18 protein-coding genes are annotated in these 18500 nt (G+C 62.1%); 11 read left to right on the forward strand and 7 right to left on the reverse strand.

The genetic code is table 11. The annotated features are described in order from the left end of the window. The 10 genes from RBA95_RS07545 to RBA95_RS07590 all read left to right on the forward strand — a co-directional run bounded on the left by RBA95_RS07545 (position 1) and on the right by RBA95_RS07590 (position 9448). Complete coding sequence (locus tag RBA95_RS07545) at positions 1-1194, forward strand: RIP metalloprotease (RefSeq protein ID WP_306016249.1); 1194 nt, start codon at positions 1-3, stop codon at positions 1192-1194. A gap of 34 nt (positions 1195-1228) precedes the next feature. Next, positions 1229-3634 carry an outer membrane protein assembly factor BamA gene (bamA, locus tag RBA95_RS07550; RefSeq protein WP_306016250.1) on the forward strand — a complete coding sequence of 802 codons (2406 nt, stop codon included), beginning with the start codon at positions 1229-1231 and terminating at the stop codon, positions 3632-3634. A gap of 4 nt (positions 3635-3638) precedes the next feature. Next, positions 3639-4247, forward strand: a complete 609-nt coding sequence (locus RBA95_RS07555; RefSeq protein WP_306016251.1) for an OmpH family outer membrane protein — start codon at positions 3639-3641, stop codon at positions 4245-4247. 12 nt (positions 4248-4259) lie between these two features. Further along, positions 4260-5285: a UDP-3-O-(3-hydroxymyristoyl)glucosamine N-acyltransferase gene (lpxD, locus tag RBA95_RS07560; protein ID WP_306016252.1), complete on the forward strand. Its 1026-nt coding sequence runs from the start codon at positions 4260-4262 to the stop codon at positions 5283-5285. Further along, complete coding sequence (fabZ, locus tag RBA95_RS07565) at positions 5285-5743, forward strand: 3-hydroxyacyl-ACP dehydratase FabZ (protein WP_306016253.1); 459 nt, start codon at positions 5285-5287, stop codon at positions 5741-5743. Before lpxD ends, fabZ begins: the two co-directional genes overlap by 1 nt. Positions 5744-5753: 10 nt before the next feature. Then, positions 5754-6545 (forward strand): acyl-ACP--UDP-N-acetylglucosamine O-acyltransferase, encoded by a 792-nt coding sequence (lpxA, locus tag RBA95_RS07570; protein ID WP_306016254.1) that lies wholly within the window; start codon positions 5754-5756, stop codon positions 6543-6545. Between the two features lie 3 nt (positions 6546-6548). Continuing rightward, positions 6549-7412 (forward strand): LpxI family protein, encoded by an 864-nt coding sequence (locus RBA95_RS07575; RefSeq protein ID WP_306016255.1) that lies wholly within the window; start codon positions 6549-6551, stop codon positions 7410-7412. After that, the gene (gene lpxB / locus RBA95_RS07580) at positions 7396-8586 is read left to right on the forward strand and encodes a lipid-A-disaccharide synthase (RefSeq protein WP_306016256.1); all 1191 of its coding nucleotides are present in this window, start codon (positions 7396-7398) and stop codon (positions 8584-8586) included. Before RBA95_RS07575 ends, lpxB begins: the two co-directional genes overlap by 17 nt. 78 nt (positions 8587-8664) lie before the next feature. Then, complete coding sequence (locus RBA95_RS07585; protein ID WP_306016257.1) at positions 8665-9225, forward strand: hypothetical protein; 561 nt, start codon at positions 8665-8667, stop codon at positions 9223-9225. Beyond that, positions 9218-9448 (forward strand): helix-turn-helix transcriptional regulator, encoded by a 231-nt coding sequence (locus RBA95_RS07590; RefSeq protein WP_306016258.1) that lies wholly within the window; start codon positions 9218-9220, stop codon positions 9446-9448. Before RBA95_RS07585 ends, RBA95_RS07590 begins: the two co-directional genes overlap by 8 nt. Positions 9449-9515: 67 nt before the next feature. Here RBA95_RS07590 and gltA read toward each other — a convergent pair whose 3' ends face one another. Together gltA and gltX are read right to left on the reverse strand one after the other, a co-directional pair. Then, a complete protein-coding gene (gene gltA, locus RBA95_RS07595) occupies positions 9516-10820 on the reverse strand; it encodes a citrate synthase (protein ID WP_306016259.1) in 1305 nt (434 codons plus the stop codon). Between the two features lie 56 nt (positions 10821-10876). After that, entirely contained in the window at positions 10877-12265 is a 1389-nt protein-coding gene (gltX, locus tag RBA95_RS07600; RefSeq protein WP_306016260.1) for a glutamate--tRNA ligase, read from the reverse strand. A gap of 151 nt (positions 12266-12416) precedes the next feature. Between gltX and RBA95_RS07605 the strand changes: the two genes are divergently transcribed. Further along, entirely contained in the window at positions 12417-14492 is a 2076-nt protein-coding gene (locus RBA95_RS07605) for a ComEC/Rec2 family competence protein (protein ID WP_306016261.1), read from the forward strand. 9 nt (positions 14493-14501) lie between these two features. On the opposite strand, the gene RBA95_RS07610 is transcribed toward RBA95_RS07605, so the two are convergent. From RBA95_RS07610 to RBA95_RS07630, 5 genes are all read right to left on the reverse strand, one after another. Then, a complete protein-coding gene (locus RBA95_RS07610; RefSeq protein WP_306016262.1) occupies positions 14502-15176 on the reverse strand; it encodes a 2-hydroxychromene-2-carboxylate isomerase in 675 nt (224 codons plus the stop codon). Positions 15177-15231: 55 nt separating this feature from the next. Continuing rightward, complete coding sequence (lexA, locus tag RBA95_RS07615; RefSeq protein ID WP_306016263.1) at positions 15232-15915, reverse strand: transcriptional repressor LexA; 684 nt, start codon at positions 15913-15915, stop codon at positions 15232-15234. Between the two features lie 79 nt (positions 15916-15994). Continuing rightward, positions 15995-16789, reverse strand: a complete 795-nt coding sequence (gene trpC, locus RBA95_RS07620; RefSeq protein WP_306016264.1) for an indole-3-glycerol phosphate synthase TrpC — start codon at positions 16787-16789, stop codon at positions 15995-15997. 20 nt (positions 16790-16809) lie between these two features. Then, positions 16810-17826 carry an anthranilate phosphoribosyltransferase gene (gene trpD, locus RBA95_RS07625; RefSeq protein ID WP_306016265.1) on the reverse strand — a complete coding sequence of 339 codons (1017 nt, stop codon included), beginning with the start codon at positions 17824-17826 and terminating at the stop codon, positions 16810-16812. After that, positions 17823-18410 (reverse strand): aminodeoxychorismate/anthranilate synthase component II, encoded by a 588-nt coding sequence (locus RBA95_RS07630; protein WP_306016266.1) that lies wholly within the window; start codon positions 18408-18410, stop codon positions 17823-17825. The genes trpD and RBA95_RS07630 overlap by 4 nt, the downstream gene beginning before the upstream one ends. Positions 18411-18500: the final 90 nt, after the last annotated feature.

An 18500-nucleotide genomic window follows, 5' to 3' on the forward strand; every position in this document is an offset into this window, starting at 1 on the left:
ATGCTCGACTGGCTTGGGTCCGGGACCCTGTCCATTTTCGCCTTCATCCTTGTGATGGGCTTTGTCGTGATCATCCATGAACTGGGCCATTACTGGGCCGGACGGATGTGCGGCGTGCATGCGGACGCCTTTTCAATGGGCTTTGGGCCCACCTTGATCTCACGCACCGACAAGCTGGGCACGGTCTGGAAAGTCAGCGCCTTGCCGCTGGGCGGCTTTGTGCAATTCCGCGGCGACGCCAACGCCGCCAGCGCGCCTGATTACGATACGCTCGAGCAATTGCGTCGTGAGCATCCTGATCCGGACAGCGTTCTGCATTTCAAGCCTGTCTGGCAACGCGCCTTCATCGTGGCGGCGGGGCCGCTGGCCAATTTTCTGCTCGCCATCGTGCTCTTCGCCATTCTCGGTCTCGTCCAGGGCGAAGCCCGGCTGGAACCGCTGGTGGGCGAGGTCATGGAAGACAGCCCGGCCCAGCAGGCGGGCTTTCAGGCGGGTGATCTGGTCACGCGGATGGATAACACCCCGATCCGCGGCTTCACCGATATGACCGAATATGTGGTCACCCGCGCCGGCCAGCCCATTGACGTGACAGTTGAGCGGGACGGCGAGCCTGTCGTGCTCGAAGTGGTGCCGGCGCGTGTGATGCGCGATGACAATCTGGGTGGTGAACGGCCTTTGGGCACGATCGGTATTCGCAGTTCTGTCGATGCGGAACGGATGATCTACCGCCCTGCGGTGTGGGAAGCGCCGATCTATGGCGTCACCCGGACCGTGGACACCACGGCGACCATCGTCAGCTATCTGTCGCGCCTGGTGACGGGCCGCGCTTCGACCGAACACATCAACGGTCCGGTCGGAATCGCCACAACGGCTGGTCAGCTTGCGAATATGGCGGTTAGCGATAATGGCGCCTCTCAGCCTGTGGCGTTGATGACGCGCCTTGAGCGCCTGGTCATCGTGATGATAGCGCTGTCAGCGTTGCTGAGTGTCGGACTGGGGTTAATGAATCTTCTGCCCATTCCGGTTCTCGACGGCGGTCACCTTGTGTACTACGCCTATGAAGCTATAGCTAAACGCCCGCCGAGCCCGTCCGTCCAGGAATTGGGGTTTCGGCTGGGACTCGGCTTTATTCTGGCCATGTTCGTGGTGGCCACTTGGAATGATTTGAGTTATCTGCGCGGTCAGTTCCTGTGATGGGGGCGTCGCAGGCGAGGGACGAGGGCCTTTCATGAATGTGATCTTCAAGGGATTGGCGGCAGCGCTCCTGAGTGTGCTCTGCGCGGGGGCGAGCCTTGCGCAGGATGAGGGAGTTAACCAACCTCAGCCGGAGATTCAGGCGGTTCCGTCTGAATCCGCACAGGAGGTTCGCCAGCAGCCGGTCCTTCAGATCGTTGTGGAAGGCAATGAACGGGTCGAGGCGGACACCATCCTGTCCTACCTGCTCATTCAGCCGGGCGATCTGCCCAACTCGCGCCTGATCAACCTGTCGATCCAGACCCTTTACAGCACGAACCTGTTCTCCGATGTCCGCGTGGCGATCGATGGCTCTTCCATGGTGCTTTATGTGGAAGAGAACCCGATCGTGAACCGGGTGATTCTCGAGGGCAATCGCGCCATTGGCGACGACAAGATCACCGACGAGATCGAACTTCAGGCGCGCGCCATCTTTACGCGCTCGCGAGTGCAGTCTGATGTGCAGCGCATTCTGGAAGTGTATCGCCGTTCGGGCCGGTTCGCCGCCCAGGTGACCCCGCAGATCGTTGAGCTGCCTCAGAATCGCGTCGATCTGGTGTTCGAGATTTCCGAAGGCCCGGTCACGGGTGTCGAGCGGATTTCCTTTGTGGGCAACGAAGCCTATTCGGACCGCCGTCTGCGTGGCGAAATCGTTACGACCGAAGCACGTTGGTGGAAGTTCTTCAGCTCCAATGACAACTATGATCCCGACCGGATCGAGTATGACCGTGAGCAATTGCGGACCTTCTACAACGATCGCGGCTTTGCCGACTTCCGCGTGACGTCCGTGTCCGCGGAACTCGCGCCCGACCAATCCGAATTCTATGTCACCTTCACCATGGATGAGGGCGAGCGCTACAATTTCGGTGAGATTGAAGTTGAAACCGAGATCTCTGACCTGAACACCGATTATCTCGAAGCTGCGCTTCCGACCCAGCCGGGACGGCTCTATGTGGGCAGTCTGATCGAAGACGCGACGGACTCCCTGACCTTCGCCGCTGGCGCATCCGGTTACGCCTTTGTGGATGTCAGCCCGCGCGTGGAGCTGAACCGGGAAGACCAGACGGTCGATATCACCTTCGTGATCGAGGAAAGCCCGCGCGTTTATATCGAACGTATCGATATCATCGGGAATACGCGTACGCTTGATCGCGTCATTCGTCGTGAGCTTGATCTGGTGGAAGGCGACGCCTTCAACCAGGCGCTGGTGAATATCTCGCGTTCGCGTGTCGGTCAGCTGGGCTTCTTCGAGGATGTCGAAGTTGATCCGATCCAGGGCAGTGCGCCTGATCGTGCGCAGGTCCAGGTGCGTGTGACTGAGCAACCCACGGGTGAACTGGCTTTCGGCGCCGGTTTCTCGTCCACGGATTCGTTCCTGGTCGATTTCTCGATCTCCGAACGCAATCTGCGGGGACGAGGCCAGTTTCTGCGTCTGCGGGTCTCCACCAGTTCACGCCAGCAACAGATCGATATCCGGTTCACCGAACCGCGCTTTCTGGACCGCAACCTGGCGGCCGGTTTTGACCTCTTCCGGGTTCGCTCCGACTTCTCTCGTGAGGCCTCTTTCGAAACCGAATCCACCGGTTTCACCTTGCGGGCCGGTTTCCCGCTCACGCGGGCCGTCCAGGCGGGCGTGAACTACACCTTGCGGACCGATAATGTGCAGACCTTCGGCGGTGTGTCGGAATCCATCCAACGCGCCTCTGGCTCGCGGATCACCTCGCTGATGGGGTATTCGCTGCGCTGGAACCGGACGGATGACTATCGAGAGCCGACCCGTGGCTTCCAGCTGAGCTTCAATCAGGATTTCGCCGGGCTTGGTGGTGATGTGCGCTATGTGCGCTCAGAGCTGCAGGGCGGGATCTACCGCAGTGTCTGGCGCGACCGTCTGGTCTTCAGCGCCACCGGCTCTGCCGGCTATCTGTTCTCCTGGGGCGGAGACACGGCCCGGATCAACGACCGCTTCTTCAAGGGTGGTAATTCGTTCCGCGGCTTCGAGACGGCGGGCATTGGTCCGCGCGTCGTCCAGCGTCGTGAAACGCCGCTGGAGGATGGCGATGAATTCATCTCGGGCGATGCCCTGGGCGGGAATTTTTACGCCATCGGCGCTTTCGAAATGGGCTTCCCGCTGGGCCTGCCGGAACAGTATGGCATCCGGGGCAGCCTGTTTACGGAGTTTGGCACGGTGGGGCTGCTGCCTGACGACGACCAGATCGCCGATGATGGCACGGCATCTGCAATCTACACTGTTGACGACCTTGCGCTTCGCGCTTCGGCCGGGATGAGCATCTTCTGGGATTCTCCCTTCGGCCCTGTGCGCTTTGACCTGGCGCATGCCTTTATCAAGGAAGATTACGACCAAGGGGCGTTCTTCCGCTTTAGCACTCGAACGGGGTTCTAGACTCATGAAACGTCAGATTTTCGCCGCCATGCGCCCGCTGCGCATGCTCTCAGCCGCCCTGGTGCTGAGCATCGGCTTCAGCGCCGCGAGCTTCGCCCAGAGCGTTCTGGTGATGAACGAGCAACGCATCCTGCGCGAGAGCGCAGTAGGCCAACACATCGCTTCGCGCCTTGAAGCCATCGGGACTGAAATCCAGGCTGAGCTGCAGCCGCAACAAGAAGCGATCCAGTCCGAAAGCGAAGCGCTGAACGCTGAATTGTCCGCCCTGTCGGAAGACGCGATCCGTCAACGTCCGGATCTGGCGTCGCGCTATGAAGCGCTTCAGCGTGATGCCTCGACCTTCGAGCAGACCCGTCGTTTGCGCGGTCAGGAGCTGGCTGCGACCGAACAGCAGGCCATGCGCCCGGTTCTGCCCGTGCTTCAGGAAGTGCTCCAGGAGATCGTCAACGAGCGCAATGCGGACGTGCTGGTTGACCGCTCCACCATCGTTTACGCACGGGAATCCGTTGATATCACGGACACCGCCATCGAACGTCTGAACCAGCGTATCACCACCACGCCGGTGAACCGTGTTCGCGTTCCCGCCCAAGCTGCTCAACAACAGCAGCAGTAAGGGTGAACAGCCATGGGGGCCGACCCGCGATTTTTTGAGCGCCTCGGTCCGCTCAAGGCTTCCGACATCGCCGCGCTTATCGGATCTGATCTGATAGGCGACGGCGATGTCGCTGTTTTGGACGTGGCGACTCCGGACGAGGCGCGTCAGGGCGACCTGATGTTTCTGGCGGGCAAAACCCCGCCTCAGACACCGCCCAAGGCCGGTATCGCCATCGTCCCCGACGCCAGCTGGGCGGATTTCCTGCCGCATTGCCAGGCTGTGCTTGTCCATCGCGTAACCCGCGCAGGGTTCGCCAAGGCCGCGGCGCGACTGCTGGCCAGCCGGTTCCATGACGGTCCGGATTTCATCCATGAGAGTGCGACCATTGCGGACAGTGCTCGGCTGGCGCCAGGCGTCATCATTGGACCTGATGCGGAAATCGGTGAGGGCGCCCGCATTGAATCGGGCGCCATTATCGGTCCGGGCGTGGTCATCGGCGCGCGAACCCGGATTGGCGTGCGCGCCAATGTCCAATGCGCGATCATTGGCGCGAACTGCGAGATTTCTGCCGGGGCGGTTGTGGGCGAGGCCGGGTTCGGGCTGGCCTATGAAAACGGGGAAGTCTTTACCCTGCCGCATCTGGGCCGCGTCATCATAGAAGATGAAGCGACCCTGGGGGCGAACGCGACCGTGGATCGCGGCATGCTCAAGGACACCCGGATCGGCAAGGGCGCTCGCATCGATAACCTGTGCCATATCGCGCACAATGTGGATGTCGGCCCCTATGCGGTCATGGCGGCCTTTGCGGGCATTTCCGGCAGCACTGTCATCGGCGCCGGCGCCCAGTTCGGCGGTCGTGTCGGGGTGGCCGACCATTTGAAGATCGGTGAGGGCGCGAGGCTGGCGGCGGACGCCGCCGTCATGAAGGACGTACCGGCTGGGGAAACCTGGGCGGGCTCGCCTGCTCAACCCATCCAGAGCTTCATGCGCGAGACGGCCTGGCTGCGCCGCTCCGTCAGCCGCAAGTCCAAACCCGAGCGCAAGAAGGAAGAGTGATGAGCGAGACCAACACCGCGATCGGGCCGGATGAGATATTGCGCCGTCTGCCGCACCGCTATCCCTTCTTGCTGGTGGATCGCGCTGAAAGCTATGTGCCGGGCGAGTCCATTGTCGGGTTCAAGTGCGTGTCCGCGGCCGAACCACATTTTCAGGGCCATTTTCCTGAAAATCCGGTGATGCCGGGGGTGCTGATCATCGAAGCGCTGGCGCAAACCGGGGCTATCTTGATGTCCAAGACGCTGGATGCGGACATCTCCAACACGCTGATCTATTTCATGGGTGTCGAGATGGCGAAGTTCCGTCGTCCCGTTCGTCCCGGAGACGTGCTGGAAATGCCGGTTGAAGTGACTGCGAACCGTCGCGGCGTTTTCAAGTTCAAGGGCGAAGCGCGCGTGAATGGCGTACGGTGCGCGGATGCGACCTTCTCGGCCACTTCGGCGCCGCGCGAAGCCTGAGGGAGCCATCATGACCACGACCATTCACCCGACCGCGATCGTGGACGACAGCGCCCGTCTGGGCGAGGGGGTCCAGATTGGTCCCTACTGTATTGTCGGTCCGAATGTTCAGGTCGGCGATCGCACGGCCCTGAGTTCTCACGTCACGCTGAACGGCAATCTCGAGCTTGGCGCGGACTGCAAGATCCATCCCTTCGTCGCCCTGGGCGAAGCGCCTCAGGATTTCAAGTTCAAGGGCGGAGATGTGCGCCTGATCATCGGCGACAACAATACGCTGCGTGAACACGTGACCATGCATATGGGCACCGAGGGCGCGAAAGGCGTCACCCGGGTGGGATCGAATAACTTCTTCATGGTGGGGGCGCACGTCGCCCATGACTGTACCGTGGGCGACCATGTCGTGTTCGCTAACAACGCCACGCTGGGCGGGGATTCCTCGGTCGCTGATTACGTGATCATGGGCGGCCTGTCCGCGCTGCACCAGCAATGCCGGATTGGCAAATACGCCTTCATCGGCGGCGGCGCGCCTGTTACGGGCGATGTCATTCCTTATGGCATGGTGGACAATCTGGGCGCCCTGGCCGGGCTCAACCTGGTGGGGCTCAAGCGCCGCGGCTTTTCACGAGACGCCATTCACGATTTGCGTGCGGCCTATCGGCTGGTCTTCGCCAATGAAGGCGCGTTCCATGAACGGGTCGAGGATGCGGCGCGCCTGTTCGAGAACCGGCCTGAGGTGATGGATATCGTCGACTTCATCCGGACGCCGGCCAAACGTCCGCTGTGTTCGCCGGAAGGGCGCTAGATTGTGGCCGCGTACGAACGTCTGGGGCTGATCGCTGGCGGGGGCGACCTGCCTATCTATGTCGCTCAGGCGGCGGAGGCGGGCGATCGTCTGGCCTGCGTGATCGCCCTGAAGGGTTTTGCCGACCCCACCCGCTATGACAGCCCGATCATTCGCGGCATCGCGCAGCTGGGACAGGTCGTGAAGGATCTGCGCCAGGCGGATTGTGACGCGGTCTGCTTTGCCGGCATTGTGACTCGGCCGGACTTTTCGGCGCTCAAACCGGATCTCAAGGGCATGGCCTTCCTGCCTCAGGCCTTGTCCGCAGCGGCGCGGGGCGACGACGCCTTGTTGCGCGCGATCGTGGGCTTCTTTGAAAAAGAAGGCTTCACGGTGATTGGCGCCAATGACATCGCTGACGAGCTGCTTGTTGACCCCGGGCTGATCGGTTCTGTCTCTCCTGATGCGGCGACCCAGGCCGACGCCTTGAAGGCGCTCCATATCGCCGGCGTGACAGGCGCGGAGGACATTGGTCAGGGCGCTGTGGTCTGCAAGGGCCTGGTGCTGGCGGTCGAAGCCCAGGAAGGCACTGATCAGATGCTGGCGCGTGTCGCCGGTCTGCCTGCCGAGCTGCGCGGCGATGAACTGGATCGCTGCGGCGTGCTCGCAAAACGCCCCAAGCCCGGTCAGGAGCGCCGGATCGATTTGCCTGTGATTGGCGTCTCAACCGTCACTGGTGCAGCCAGGGCCGGGCTTGCCGGCATTGTCATACCGGCGGGCGGCGCGATGGTACTGGGACGTGAGGCGGTCGGACAAGCCGCAGACGCGGCAGGCCTCGCGGTCTGGGCGATAGATATGGACGGACAGTCGCATGAGCCCGGCAACTGATACGACGGGAAAGTTGACCCGCCCGCCGCGCCTGTTTCTGGTTGCGGCGGAACCGTCCGGGGACGCCTTGGCGGCGGATCTGATCGATGCGCTGCGCGCACAGCGACCAGATGTGGAAGTCGCCGGTGTGGGCGGGCCCGAAATGGCCAAACGCGGCGCCATCTCGCCATTTGATATTTCCGAATTATCGGTTTTCGGCCTGTTTGATGGCCTCAAGATCATCAATCTCGTTCATCAGCGGGCGCAAGAGACGGCAGACGCGGCCCAGGCGTTCGAGGCCGATGCGGTGGTGCTGATCGATTCCTGGGGCTTCATGTTGCGGGCGGCCTGGAAGCTGCGTGACGCGCTGCCGGATACGCCGTTGATCAAGTATGTCGCCCCGCAGGTCTTCGCCGCTCGGCGCGAGCGCGCCAAGGTGGCGGCGGACACGTTTGACCATTTGCTGGCGATCCATCCTTTTGACGCTCCGTATTTCACCGAGCATGGCATGGATGTGACCTTTGTCGGCAATCCGGCGCTGGAGCGGGATCTGAGCGGGGATGGCCTAGGCTTTCGCGCGCGGCATGGTGTGGATCCATCTGATCAGCTTCTGCTCATCCTGTTCGGCAGCCGCAAATCCGAGCTGACACGCCTCTTCCCGCGCTTTGCCGATGCGGTAAAGCGTTTGAAGTCGGACCGTCCAGGGCTGAAACTCGTCACGCCCCTGGCCTCATCCATCGCCGAGCAGGCGCGCGAGATGATTGCGCTTGAACCCGCTCTGGATGATCTCATTGTGGTCGACAGTGATGAGCGTCGCGATGCGTTTCACGCCGCCGATGCGGCGCTGGCCTGCTCGGGCACGGTTACGCTGGAACTAGCCCGGCTGGGCGTGCCCACAGTTGCAGCCTACAGGCTGGGCTGGCTGGCCTGGGCGGCGGCGCGGTTTTTCCTCATGAAGTCGAAATATATCTCGCTCGCCAATATTGCGGCTGACGAGATGCTGATTCCGGAACATGTCCAGACCCAGTGTCGCGGCGATCGGCTGGCTCACAGCGTTGCCGCCTTGCTGGATGATCCGGAACGCCGTGCCGAAGTGTCTGCGCGTTTGAAAGCGGTCACAGATCATATGCGCGGTGAGGGCGGCTCACCGTCTGCGAACGCCGCGCAAGCCGTTCTCCAACTCATTTCATCCTGAGCCGAAAGCCTGAGCAGCCCATCACATTGCGTAATGTAGCATATGTGCTATTTTACGTAGCGAATGATGGAGGATTCAATGACTGTTCGAGGCCCGTTGCATGCGTTTCATATCGCTGATGCGGATGATGATCCGCAAAAGGCCAAGGCGTGGTCCAGCCAAGCCAAGCGGCGTGGGCTGGTGATCTGTGTCACCGCGCTGTTCCTAGTCCTAATTGTAACGCTTGGCGTGGTTCTGGATGGCGTTGCCGGTGTCCTGACACGAGGGGAGCGCCTGACGGCGCCGGTGACGGGGCTGACGCCAATATTGTTCATCGCCGTCTTTCTGGCGATGCGCCTGGACCGCAACCTGTTTCTGGCGAGCCGTCCGGCGTTCGCCTTGCCTGATGAACCGTATGATGAGCGCCAGCAAGGACTTGTGAACATGGCGACCCGTCGGGGATTGAAGCTGGCCATGATCGTGCTCGTCCTTCTGACGGCCATTGGCGTAAGCCCGCTGCCCCCCGCCTACATGCTGGCGGCTGGTCTAGGGGGCATCGCGTTCGTGATGTCCGGCCCTCAGATGATCCTGGCCTGGGCGCTGCGCCCATCGGATTTTGATTTTGACGGGATGGCCGATGACGAGGACAGCCATGCCTGAGCCTGTCAATTTCCAGAACCGGGTGAAGACTTATCGCGTCGATCGCGGACTCTCCCGACAAGAGCTGGCAGCGAAAATTCAGGTCCACCCCCAGACGATCGGCGCCATAGAACGCGGGCAGTTCAACCCCACAATCGAGGTGGCGTTGCGCCTATCGGAAACACTGGGCGTGGGACTCGACGCCCTGTTTTCGAGAGAAGGGTTCGGGGCGCTTCAAGCTTGATGTCCAGATATAGAAAAACCGGCGAAGCAATTGCTTCGCCGGTTCTTTTTGGCTTGAAATATGAAGCCTAGCGCTTGTCGATCGAGACAAAGTCGCGTGCGGTCGCGCCGGTGAAGGCTTGACGCGGACGGCCGATTTTCTGGCTCGGATCCTCGATCATTTCCGACCATTGCGCGATCCAGCCCACAGTGCGGGCCAAGGCGAACAGCACGGTGAACATCTCGGTCGGGAAACCCATCGCCTTCAGGGTGATGCCCGAATAGAAGTCGATGTTCGGATAGAGCTTCTTTTCGACGAAGTACTCGTCCTCGAGCGCGATCTTCTCAAGTTCCATGGCCACGGCGAGCAGCGGATCATCACGCACGCCCAGCTCGTCGAGCACGGCATGGCAGGTCTCACGCATCACCTTGGCGCGCGGGTCATAGTTCTTGTACACGCGGTGACCGAAGCCCATCAGACGGAACGGATCGTTCTTGTCTTTGGCTTTCGCGACGTATTCGGGGATTTTGTCCACCGAACCGATCTCACGCAGCATGTTGAGGGCGGCTTCGTTGGCGCCGCCATGCGCCGGGCCCCACAGCGAGGCGATGCCGGCCGCGATGCAGGCGAACGGGTTGGCGCCCGACGAACCGGCCAGACGGACGGTCGAGGTCGAGGCGTTCTGTTCGTGGTCGGCGTGCAGGGTGAAGATCTTGTCCATGGCGCGGGCGAGGGTCGGGGACACCTCGTATTTCTCGGCCGGGACAGCAAAGCACATCTGCAGGAAGTTCGACGCATAGTCGAGATCGTTCTGCGGCGTCACGAAGGGCTGACCGATGTGATACTTGTAGGCGCGCGCCGCGATGGTCGGCATCTTCGCGATCATGCGGTGCGACGCGATCAGGCGGGCCTGCGGATCGTTCACATCGGTGGAGTCGTGATAGAAGGCGGACAGTGCGCCGACCGTGCCGACCATGATGGCCATCGGGTGGGCGTCACGACGGAAACCCCGGAAGAACTGGTCGAACTGGTCGTGCAGCATGGTGTGACGACGGATCGTCCAGTCAAACTCTTCCAGTTCCTTGGCGTTCGGCAGTTCACCGTTCTGCAGCAGGTAGGCCACTTCGATGAAGCTGGCATTGTCCGCCAGCTGGTCGATCGGATAGCCGCGATACAGCAGCGTGCCTTCATCACCATCGATATAGGTGATCTGGCTTTCGCAGGACGCGGTGGAGGTGAAACCGGGGTCAAAGGTGAAAACGCCCGCATTCTTGTAAAGCGCGCGGATATCGACCACGTCCGGACCCAGCGAACCGCCATACACAGGCAGGTCATAGGTCTCGCCGTTAATCGACAGCTGCGCGGAACCTTTCGGTTGAATCTTGTTTTCCATATCTCCAACCCCTTTTCTGTGGGTCATGACGGACGCGGTCTGAGTAGGGGCGCGACCTAGTCCATCACGTCATTGAGCCGATCCAGAACTTCATCGCGTCCCAGAACCGCTAGTACGAAACTCATATCCGGCGCTGGCGCGCCGCCGGTGAGGGCCGCTCGAAGCGGTTGACCCACCTTGCCGAAGCCAACCTCTTCAGCTTCTGCGAAAGCGTTAAGCACATCGCCCAAAGCCGCCTCGGTCCAGTCCGGCGTATCCCTTAGTACGTCCGCAAGACGCGACAGACGGGCCTTGGCGTCATCTTTGAGCGCCTTGGCCGCCTTGCCCGTCACTTCGATCGGGCGCGGACGAACAAGGAAATAGGTTTGATCCTCCAGGTCTGCGAGGGTCGCTGCGCGTTCTTTCAGCACTTTCATAGCCGAAGAAACCCAGACTTTCGCCTGATCATCAAGCCGCACATCGTCGCGGCCTTCCAGTCGATCCCAGAGCAGTTCGGTCAGGCGCGCATCCTCGGCGCGCTTCATGTGCCAGGCGTTGATGCTCGACATCTTGTCGAAATCGAGCCGCGCCGGCGCCTTGCCCAGACCTTTGAGGTCGAATGCGGCGGCCATTTCGGCGTCGGTGAAGTATTCCTGATCGCCCTTGGCCCAGCCCAGACGCAGCAGATAATTGCGCAGGCCTTCAGGCAGATAGCCCATGTCCCGATAGGCTTCCACGCCGAGCGCGCCATGGCGTTTGGACAGCTTCTTGCCATCCGGACCATGAATGAGCGGGATATGGGCGAAGACCGGGATATCCCAGCCCATGGCCTGATAGATCTGCGTCTGGCGACCGGCATTGGTCAGGTGATCATCACCGCGAATGATGTGGGTGACGCCCATATCATGGTCATCGACCACCACGGCGAGATTGTAGGTGGGGTTGCCGTCACCGCGCAGAAGGACAAGGTCGTCAAACTCTTTCGCGCCCCAGCGGACCGGCCCCTGAACGGCGTCGTCGATCACGGTGTCGCTGTCAGCTGCCCGGAAACGGACAACAAAGGGTGCGTCAGGCGCTTCTGAGGCGTCGCGATCGCGCCAGGGAGAGCGCAGGGCGCGTCCCTCGGCAAAGGCTTGCTCGCGCAGCGCCTCGGTTTCTTCCGCCGTGCAATAACACCGAAAGGCTGCGCCTTTCTCGATCAGGGCGTCCACGACTTCGCGATGGCGGTCTGCGCGCGCGAACTGGGACACGGCCTCGCCATCCCATTTCAGACCCAGCCAGCTCAGCCCGTCCAGAATGGCCTGAACGGTTTCGTCTGTGGACCGGGCGCGGTCCGTATCCTCGATACGGAGCTTGAATTCACCGCCATTCGCCTGGGCGAACAGGGCGTTGAAAAGCGCCGTGCGCGCGCCGCCGATATGCAGATATCCGGTCGGTGAGGGCGCGAAGCGCGTGATGATTTTCATGGTGTCTTGCAATTGCGAATTCATGCTGCAGTGCGAAGGGGAGTGCTCCTTAGCACGCCAAACCGCCTCCGTCATAGCCTCCGCCTGATGTTCGCGCCATGATGAAGGTGTGAAATGGCTAAAGTTTCCATCATCAGGGGAATACCCGGCCTTGCACCGCGCCCTGACGGCCGGGTTGGGCGGGACATTGTCTGTCACCGCGCCGGACCCGTACCGCCTGATCCTTTGGGCGCCGGTCGCGATGGCGGCCGGGGCGGCGGCCTATTTTTCCTGGCCGAATGAGCCGGGCCCTTTGCCTTTTTATGCGAGCCTCGGTCTTCTCTGTCTGGCTTCACTATGTTGGGGGATTAATCGTGGCGCTCTCGCGCTTTACGCGCTCGTCCTGGTGTTCTGCCTGTCCGTAGGATTTTCGCTGGCGCGCGAGCGCGCCCACAGCCTGGGTTCTCCGGATTTGCCGGCCTTTGACTTTGAGCGCAGCGCTCAGCTCACAGGTTGGATCGAACGTGTGGAGCGGCTGGATGGGCGGGCGCGCCTGCTGATCCGGGTTCACACGCTGGATCACACGGATACGCCGCCGCATCGCATCCGCATTCGAGCCAAGCTCGCGGAATTCGAGCCGGGCGACGCAATCGAGGTGCGCGCACGTCTGTCGCCTCCTTCTGCACCCGTCGCCGCGGGGGGATATGATCCTGCAAGAGCGGCCTGGTTCGACCGGATCGGGCTGACCGGTTACGCCATATCCGATCTGAACGCGGCGCAGGTCGATGCATCGCCCCCGCTCAGTCTGGCGCTGGCGCGATTTCGCTGGCGATTATCAGAGCGGTTGCAGGCGCAAACCGGCGAGCGGACAGGCGCGATTGCAGCCGCCTTGCTGACCGGGGAGCGGGCCCGGGTCAGCCATGAAGACGCCGAGGCGCTGCGCCTGTCCGGTCTGGGGCATATTCTGGCGATTTCCGGTCTGCACATGGCGCTGTTTGCTGGCGGCGCCTATTGGGTAATCCGTTTGGGATTCGCCCTTTGGGAGCCCTGGGCGCGCGCCCATGATCCGCGAAAACCCGCTGCAATCGGCGCCCTCATGGCAGCCAGCCTCTATCTGGTGCTGTCCGGGGCCGCGGTGTCGACCCAACGCGCTTACATCATGGCCTTTGTGGTCCTGATGGGCGTTCTGTTTGACCGTCAGGCGTTCTCCATGCGGTCGCTGGCGCTGGCGGCGATGCTCATCCTGCTCATCGCCCCTGAAAGCGTGATTGAGCCGGGCTTCCAGATGAGCTTCTCGGCGGTGGCCGCCTTGATCGCCAGCTTCGAGGCGTACAAGCGCTGGCGCCCTGAACCGTCGGGGACGCGAACCGTGTTTAGCAAGCTCACGGACGCGTTCGCAGGGTTGAGCGCAACCTCGCTCATAGCCGGGGCGGCGACCGGCGCCTTCGCCATCTTTCATTTCCAGCGTATGGCGGCGTATGGACTGATCGCCAATCTGCTGGCCATGCCTGTATTTACGTTCTGGGTGATGCCGGCGGGCGGCGCCGCTTTGCTCGCCTCTGTCATCAGGCTGGAGCGACCGTTTCTCTGGATCATGGATCACGGCTTGCGTCGGGTCATGGATATCGCCCATTGGGCGTCGTCGCTTGAGGGCGCGGTCGTCGGCGCGTCAGCCGCCGATCCCGCTCTGGTCGCGCTCTATGGTCTGGGCTTTGCGTTTCTGGTGATCGGTTTGGGCTGGATGCGGGTGTCTGGCGCCGTGCTGATCATGGCGGCGATGGCTCTCTTCATGGTCCAGAGTCCGCCCCAGATGATGATCAGCGATGGCGGCGTGGTGCTGGCGCGGTTTCAGGACGAAGAGACATACAGCGTGACGGATCGTCGACGTGGACGGTTTGACGCTCGGGTGTTTCTGCAACGTGTCGGCATCAGCGCCACGCCGGAGCGCGCGGCCTTGTCCTGCGATAGCCTAGGCTGCACCGGACGCACGGCTGACGGTCTGGTTCTGGCCGTGACAGGGGCCGCGCAGGCGTTGGAAGACGATTGTCAGTACGCAGACCTGATCGTGTTCGACGGAGAGGTGTCTGCCTGGCGAAAACGCCGGTGCCGGGCGCTTGTTCTGGATGACGTCGCCAGGGCCGAGTTGGGTGGGGCCGAGTTCTGGGTCCAGAACGGACAGGTGGTGCGTGTCCGCAGTGCGCAAGCCTTGCGCCGTAATCGGCTCTGGGGCGGCGGGGCCGAAACCTGAGGCGCTCGACTAGCGTGCTTTCAGCCCGTTCTTTTCCATGCGCCAGAGCAAGGCTTCGATGCGGTCCTGACCGAAGAAGGGTTCGCCCTGAAACACCATCAAGGGCACGCCCCAATGACCGGCCGCATCCTGATTGGCTTCATTTTCGACAATGACGGCGTCAATGCGATCAGCTTGAGCGTCGGACTCTGTGTTGAGCCAGTCCGGGTCAAGATTCGCCGCGTGCGCTGCGTCGTCGAGCGCGCCGTCTTCGGTCCACGGCGAGCCATGGCCGGCGGCGGAGCCGCCCCAGATGCGGCGGCTGGCGGCGGCGATATAGGCGAGCCCATCCCCGGCCTCGCAAGCGAGCACGCCCAAGCGATTGAGATAGGCGATGCGCGGCTGATCCGATGCGATCTTGAGGGTGTTGAGGTCCTGAATGATCGGGTCCGGATTGGGCGCCGCGATGGGCAGGCCAAGCCGTTCCGCTTCCCGCGCCACATCAATCAGGACGTAATGGATCCAGCGCGGGTCGCGCTCTTCAAAGAATTGCGGGCTTCTGACCGCCAGGGGGCGCACGATGTGCACCTTCACATCGAAGGCGTATCGTTTGCGCAGCTCAAGCAGGCGCTGTGCGGCGATGTAGCTGTAGGGGCTGCGAAACGACCAATACAGGTCAAAGCTCAGATCGGCGGTATCAGTCATGGGCCTGGCGTCCTTGGATGCAGGTCGCCAGACTATCGTGCCTCACTCCCGACGCCTAGTGATAGCGCCGGATCAGACCGACCAGCCGACCCTGAACCTTGACCTCGTTCGGGCCGAAGATCCGGGTTTCATAGGCGGGGTTTGCAGCTTCAAGGGCGATGGAGCCGCCCTTCTTGCGCAGCTTTTTCAAGGTCGCTTCCTCGTCATGGACAAGGGCCACGACAATGTCGCCGGTATTGGCGGTGTCGCCGCGTTTGATGATCACCAGATCGCCATCGAGAATGCCGGCCTCGATCATGGAATCACCATGCACTTCCAGCGCGAAGTGTTCGCCGCCTGAAATCATGTCGGCTGGAACCGGCATACGGTCGGTTTCATGCTGGATCGCCTCGATCGGCACACCGGCGGCGATGCGGCCCAGAACGGGCACTTCCACGCCGTGGCTACGCTCTTCAGAGACGCTGGAGCCGAAATCAGCGCTGACCACATTGGTGCGTGAGGCCGGGGTCTGGGCGTCTGAACCCCCTGAAGGCAGCTTGAGCACCTCAAGCGCACGGGCGCGATGGGCGAGGCGGCGGATGAAACCGCGCTCTTCAAGCGCGGACACCAGCCGGTGTACCCCGGATTTGGAGGCGAGGTTCAGCGCCTCTTTCATTTCGTCAAAGGAAGGCGATACACCGTCTTCGGACAGACGTTTGTTGATGTAGAGCAAAAGCTCGTGCTGCTTTTTGGTCAGCATGATCGCCTCTTGGAACAAAATAGAAACTCTGTAAGTGTTCTATGCATGTTCCATCTTAACGTCAAGTGAAGGCGCGGCGCTAATCCCGACCCATCAGCGTCTGCGTCGCCGCCGTTACATCCTGTTGCCGCATGAGGCTTTCGCCCACCAGCAGGGCCTTGGCGCCAGCCTCTTGCAAACGCACGGCGTCGTCACGGGTGAAAATGCCGCTTTCTGCGACCAGAACACGGTCTTCGCCCACCATGGGGCTCAGGGTTTCAAAGGTTTCCAGGCTGGTCTCGAAGGTGCGCAAATTGCGATTGTTCACGCCCACAAGCGGGCTGGGCAGGGCGAGGGCGCGCTTCATTTCTTCCGCGTCATGAACCTCCACAAGCGCATCCATGCCCCATTTGAACGCTTCCTCGATCAGCGCAGCAGCGAGGGAATCATCCACGCTGGCGAGAATCACCAGAATGCAGTCCGCGCCCAGCGCGCGCGATTCGGCGACTTGCCAAGGGTCGTAGAGGAAATCCTTGCGCAGGACGGGCAGCTCGACGGCGGCCCGCGCGGCGACCAGATAGTCGTCATGCCCCTGGAAGCTGGGCTCGTCGGTCAGTACGGACAGACAGCTGGCGCCGCCGGCTTCATAGGCCGTGGCCAGGACGGGCGGATCAAAGTCAGGGCGGATCAGCCCCTTGGACGGGCTGGCTTTCTTGACCTCGGCGATAAGGCCCAGTCCGTTCTGTGCGGCGTCGCGTTCCAGCGCAGCCTTGAAGCCGCGCACGGCGCTGGCGTCCTTGGCCCGCTCACTGACCGCTTCATAGGGCAGGCGGGCTTTGCGCTCGGCGATGTCGGCGCGCTTATAGGCTTCGATACGGTTTAGAACATCGCTCATGGCGGACTCTTCAGACTGGCTCAGGCGTTGCTGGCGCGGACAAGGGTATCGAGGGCGGATTGGGCGCGTCCGTCATCAATGGCGGCGGCGGCGAGCGCGGCCCCGGCTTTGAGATCGTCCGCCACGCCGGCAAGCTTGAGCGCCGCGGCCGCATTCAGAAGGACGATATCGCGATACGGTCCCGTAGTCCCTTTGAGCAGATCACGGATCGCCTGGGCGTTTTCCTCAGGCTCGCCGCCCTTGAGGTCATCAAGATCCGCGCGCATCAAGCCGGCGTCTTCGGGCGTGATCACGTATTCCTGGATCGTGCCATCAGGGCGTAGTTCCGCCACATGGCTGACGCCGGTGGTGGTGATCTCGTCCAGCCCGTCCTCGCCGTGCACGATCATGGCCGCTTCAGCGCCGAGGCCGCGCAGGGCTTCGGCCATGGGCACAAGCCATTTGCGATCAAACACGCCCAGAAGCTGGCGTTTCGCGCCCGCCGGGTTTGAAAGCGGCCCCAGAAGATTGAATATGGTGCGCACGGCGAGAATTTTGCGGGCCGGACCCACATGACGCACAGCGCCATGATGGGCCTGCGCGAACAGAAAGCCCACCTTGGCTTCAGCAAGTGCGGTTTCAACCTGCCCGGGCGTCGCGAACAGATTGACGCCGAGGCTTTCCAGCACTTCCGCAGAGCCGGATTTGGAGGATGCGGCCTTGTTGCCGTGCTTGGCGACCACAGCGCCGGCGCCTGCCGCGACAAGGGCGGCGGCGGTGGAAATGTTCCAGGTGCCACGGGCATCCCCGCCGGTGCCGCAGGTATCGATCGCGCCCTGGGGCGCGTTGACCGGTGTCATGCGCGCCCGCATGGCCTGGGCGCCGATCATCAGGGCTTGAGGGCTTTCACCCAGGGCGGTGAGCGCGAGCAGGAAACCGCCGATCTCGACCGGATCGGCCTGCCCCTCCATCAAAGCGTCAAAGGCGTCCTCAAGCGCGGCCGCATCCGGCTCACGCCCTTCGGAGAGGGACTGGATGGCGGGACGCATGCGGCTCATGCGGCTTGCTCCGACTCAAGACCCGCCAGGCGCAGGAAATTGCTGATCAGGGCGTGGCCATGTTCAGACGCAATGGATTCGGGGTGGAACTGCACGCCGTGAATGGGACGGGTCTTGTGCATCAGCCCCATGATCTCGCCATCGGCGGTATGGGCGTTGGCGACTAGCTCGGTGCCTTCGGGCAAATCCACCGCCAGCGAGTGATAGCGCGTGGCGTTGTAAGGCGAGGGCAGACCTGAAAAGACGCCGGTCCCATCATGGTCGATCGGACTGGTCTTGCCGTGCATAATCGCCTTGGCCTGCACGACCTTGCCGCCAAACACCTGGCCTATGGACTGAAAGCCCAGGCAGACGCCGAAGATCGGCAGATCCTGTGGCGCGGTCTTGATCAGCTCCAGGCAGATGCCCGCCCGGTCCGGGTCACACGGTCCGGGGCTGATCAGAACGCCCTTGGGGTTCAGCGCCAGCGCGTCGGCTGCGCTCATGGCGTCATTGCGGATGACGCGGGTGGGCGCCCCCAATTCCTGAACATAGTGGACCAGGTTGAAGGTGAAGCTGTCATAATTGTCGATGATCAACAGCATGGGCGGCTCGCAGCATCCGTGAAATGAGCTGTGGAACTTAAGCAAGCCCGTGCGCGCCGCCAACCGCGACTCGCTGTAAATACGTTCCAA

This window comes from Oceanicaulis sp. MMSF_3324 (assembly GCF_030733545.1).
In the GTDB taxonomy this organism is placed as follows: Bacteria; Pseudomonadota; Alphaproteobacteria; order Caulobacterales; family Maricaulaceae; genus Oceanicaulis.

Bases quoted from the DNA above. Each gene is read 5' to 3' on its own strand.
- RBA95_RS07545 (WP_306016249.1), top strand. From the start codon at position 1: ATGCTCGACTGGCTTGGGTCCGGGACCCTGTCCATTTTCGCCTTCATC.
- bamA (WP_306016250.1), top strand. From the start codon at position 1,229: ATGAATGTGATCTTCAAGGGATTGGCGGCAGCGCTCCTGAGTGTGCTC.
- RBA95_RS07555 (WP_306016251.1), top strand. From the start codon at position 3,639: ATGAAACGTCAGATTTTCGCCGCCATGCGCCCGCTGCGCATGCTCTCA.
- lpxD (WP_306016252.1), top strand. From the start codon at position 4,260: ATGGGGGCCGACCCGCGATTTTTTGAGCGCCTCGGTCCGCTCAAGGCT.
- fabZ (WP_306016253.1), top strand. From the start codon at position 5,285: ATGAGCGAGACCAACACCGCGATCGGGCCGGATGAGATATTGCGCCGT.
- lpxA (WP_306016254.1), top strand. From the start codon at position 5,754: ATGACCACGACCATTCACCCGACCGCGATCGTGGACGACAGCGCCCGT.
- lpxB (WP_306016256.1), top strand. From the start codon at position 7,396: ATGAGCCCGGCAACTGATACGACGGGAAAGTTGACCCGCCCGCCGCGC.
- RBA95_RS07585 (WP_306016257.1), top strand. From the start codon at position 8,665: ATGACTGTTCGAGGCCCGTTGCATGCGTTTCATATCGCTGATGCGGAT.
- RBA95_RS07590 (WP_306016258.1), top strand. From the start codon at position 9,218: ATGCCTGAGCCTGTCAATTTCCAGAACCGGGTGAAGACTTATCGCGTC.
- gltA (WP_306016259.1), bottom strand. From the start codon at position 10,820: ATGGAAAACAAGATTCAACCGAAAGGTTCCGCGCAGCTGTCGATTAAC.
- gltX (WP_306016260.1), bottom strand. From the start codon at position 12,265: ATGAAAATCATCACGCGCTTCGCGCCCTCACCGACCGGATATCTGCAT.
- RBA95_RS07610 (WP_306016262.1), bottom strand. From the start codon at position 15,176: ATGACTGATACCGCCGATCTGAGCTTTGACCTGTATTGGTCGTTTCGC.
- lexA (WP_306016263.1), bottom strand. From the start codon at position 15,915: ATGCTGACCAAAAAGCAGCACGAGCTTTTGCTCTACATCAACAAACGT.
- trpC (WP_306016264.1), bottom strand. From the start codon at position 16,789: ATGAGCGATGTTCTAAACCGTATCGAAGCCTATAAGCGCGCCGACATC.
- trpD (WP_306016265.1), bottom strand. From the start codon at position 17,826: ATGAGCCGCATGCGTCCCGCCATCCAGTCCCTCTCCGAAGGGCGTGAG.
- RBA95_RS07630 (WP_306016266.1), bottom strand. From the start codon at position 18,410: ATGCTGTTGATCATCGACAATTATGACAGCTTCACCTTCAACCTGGTC.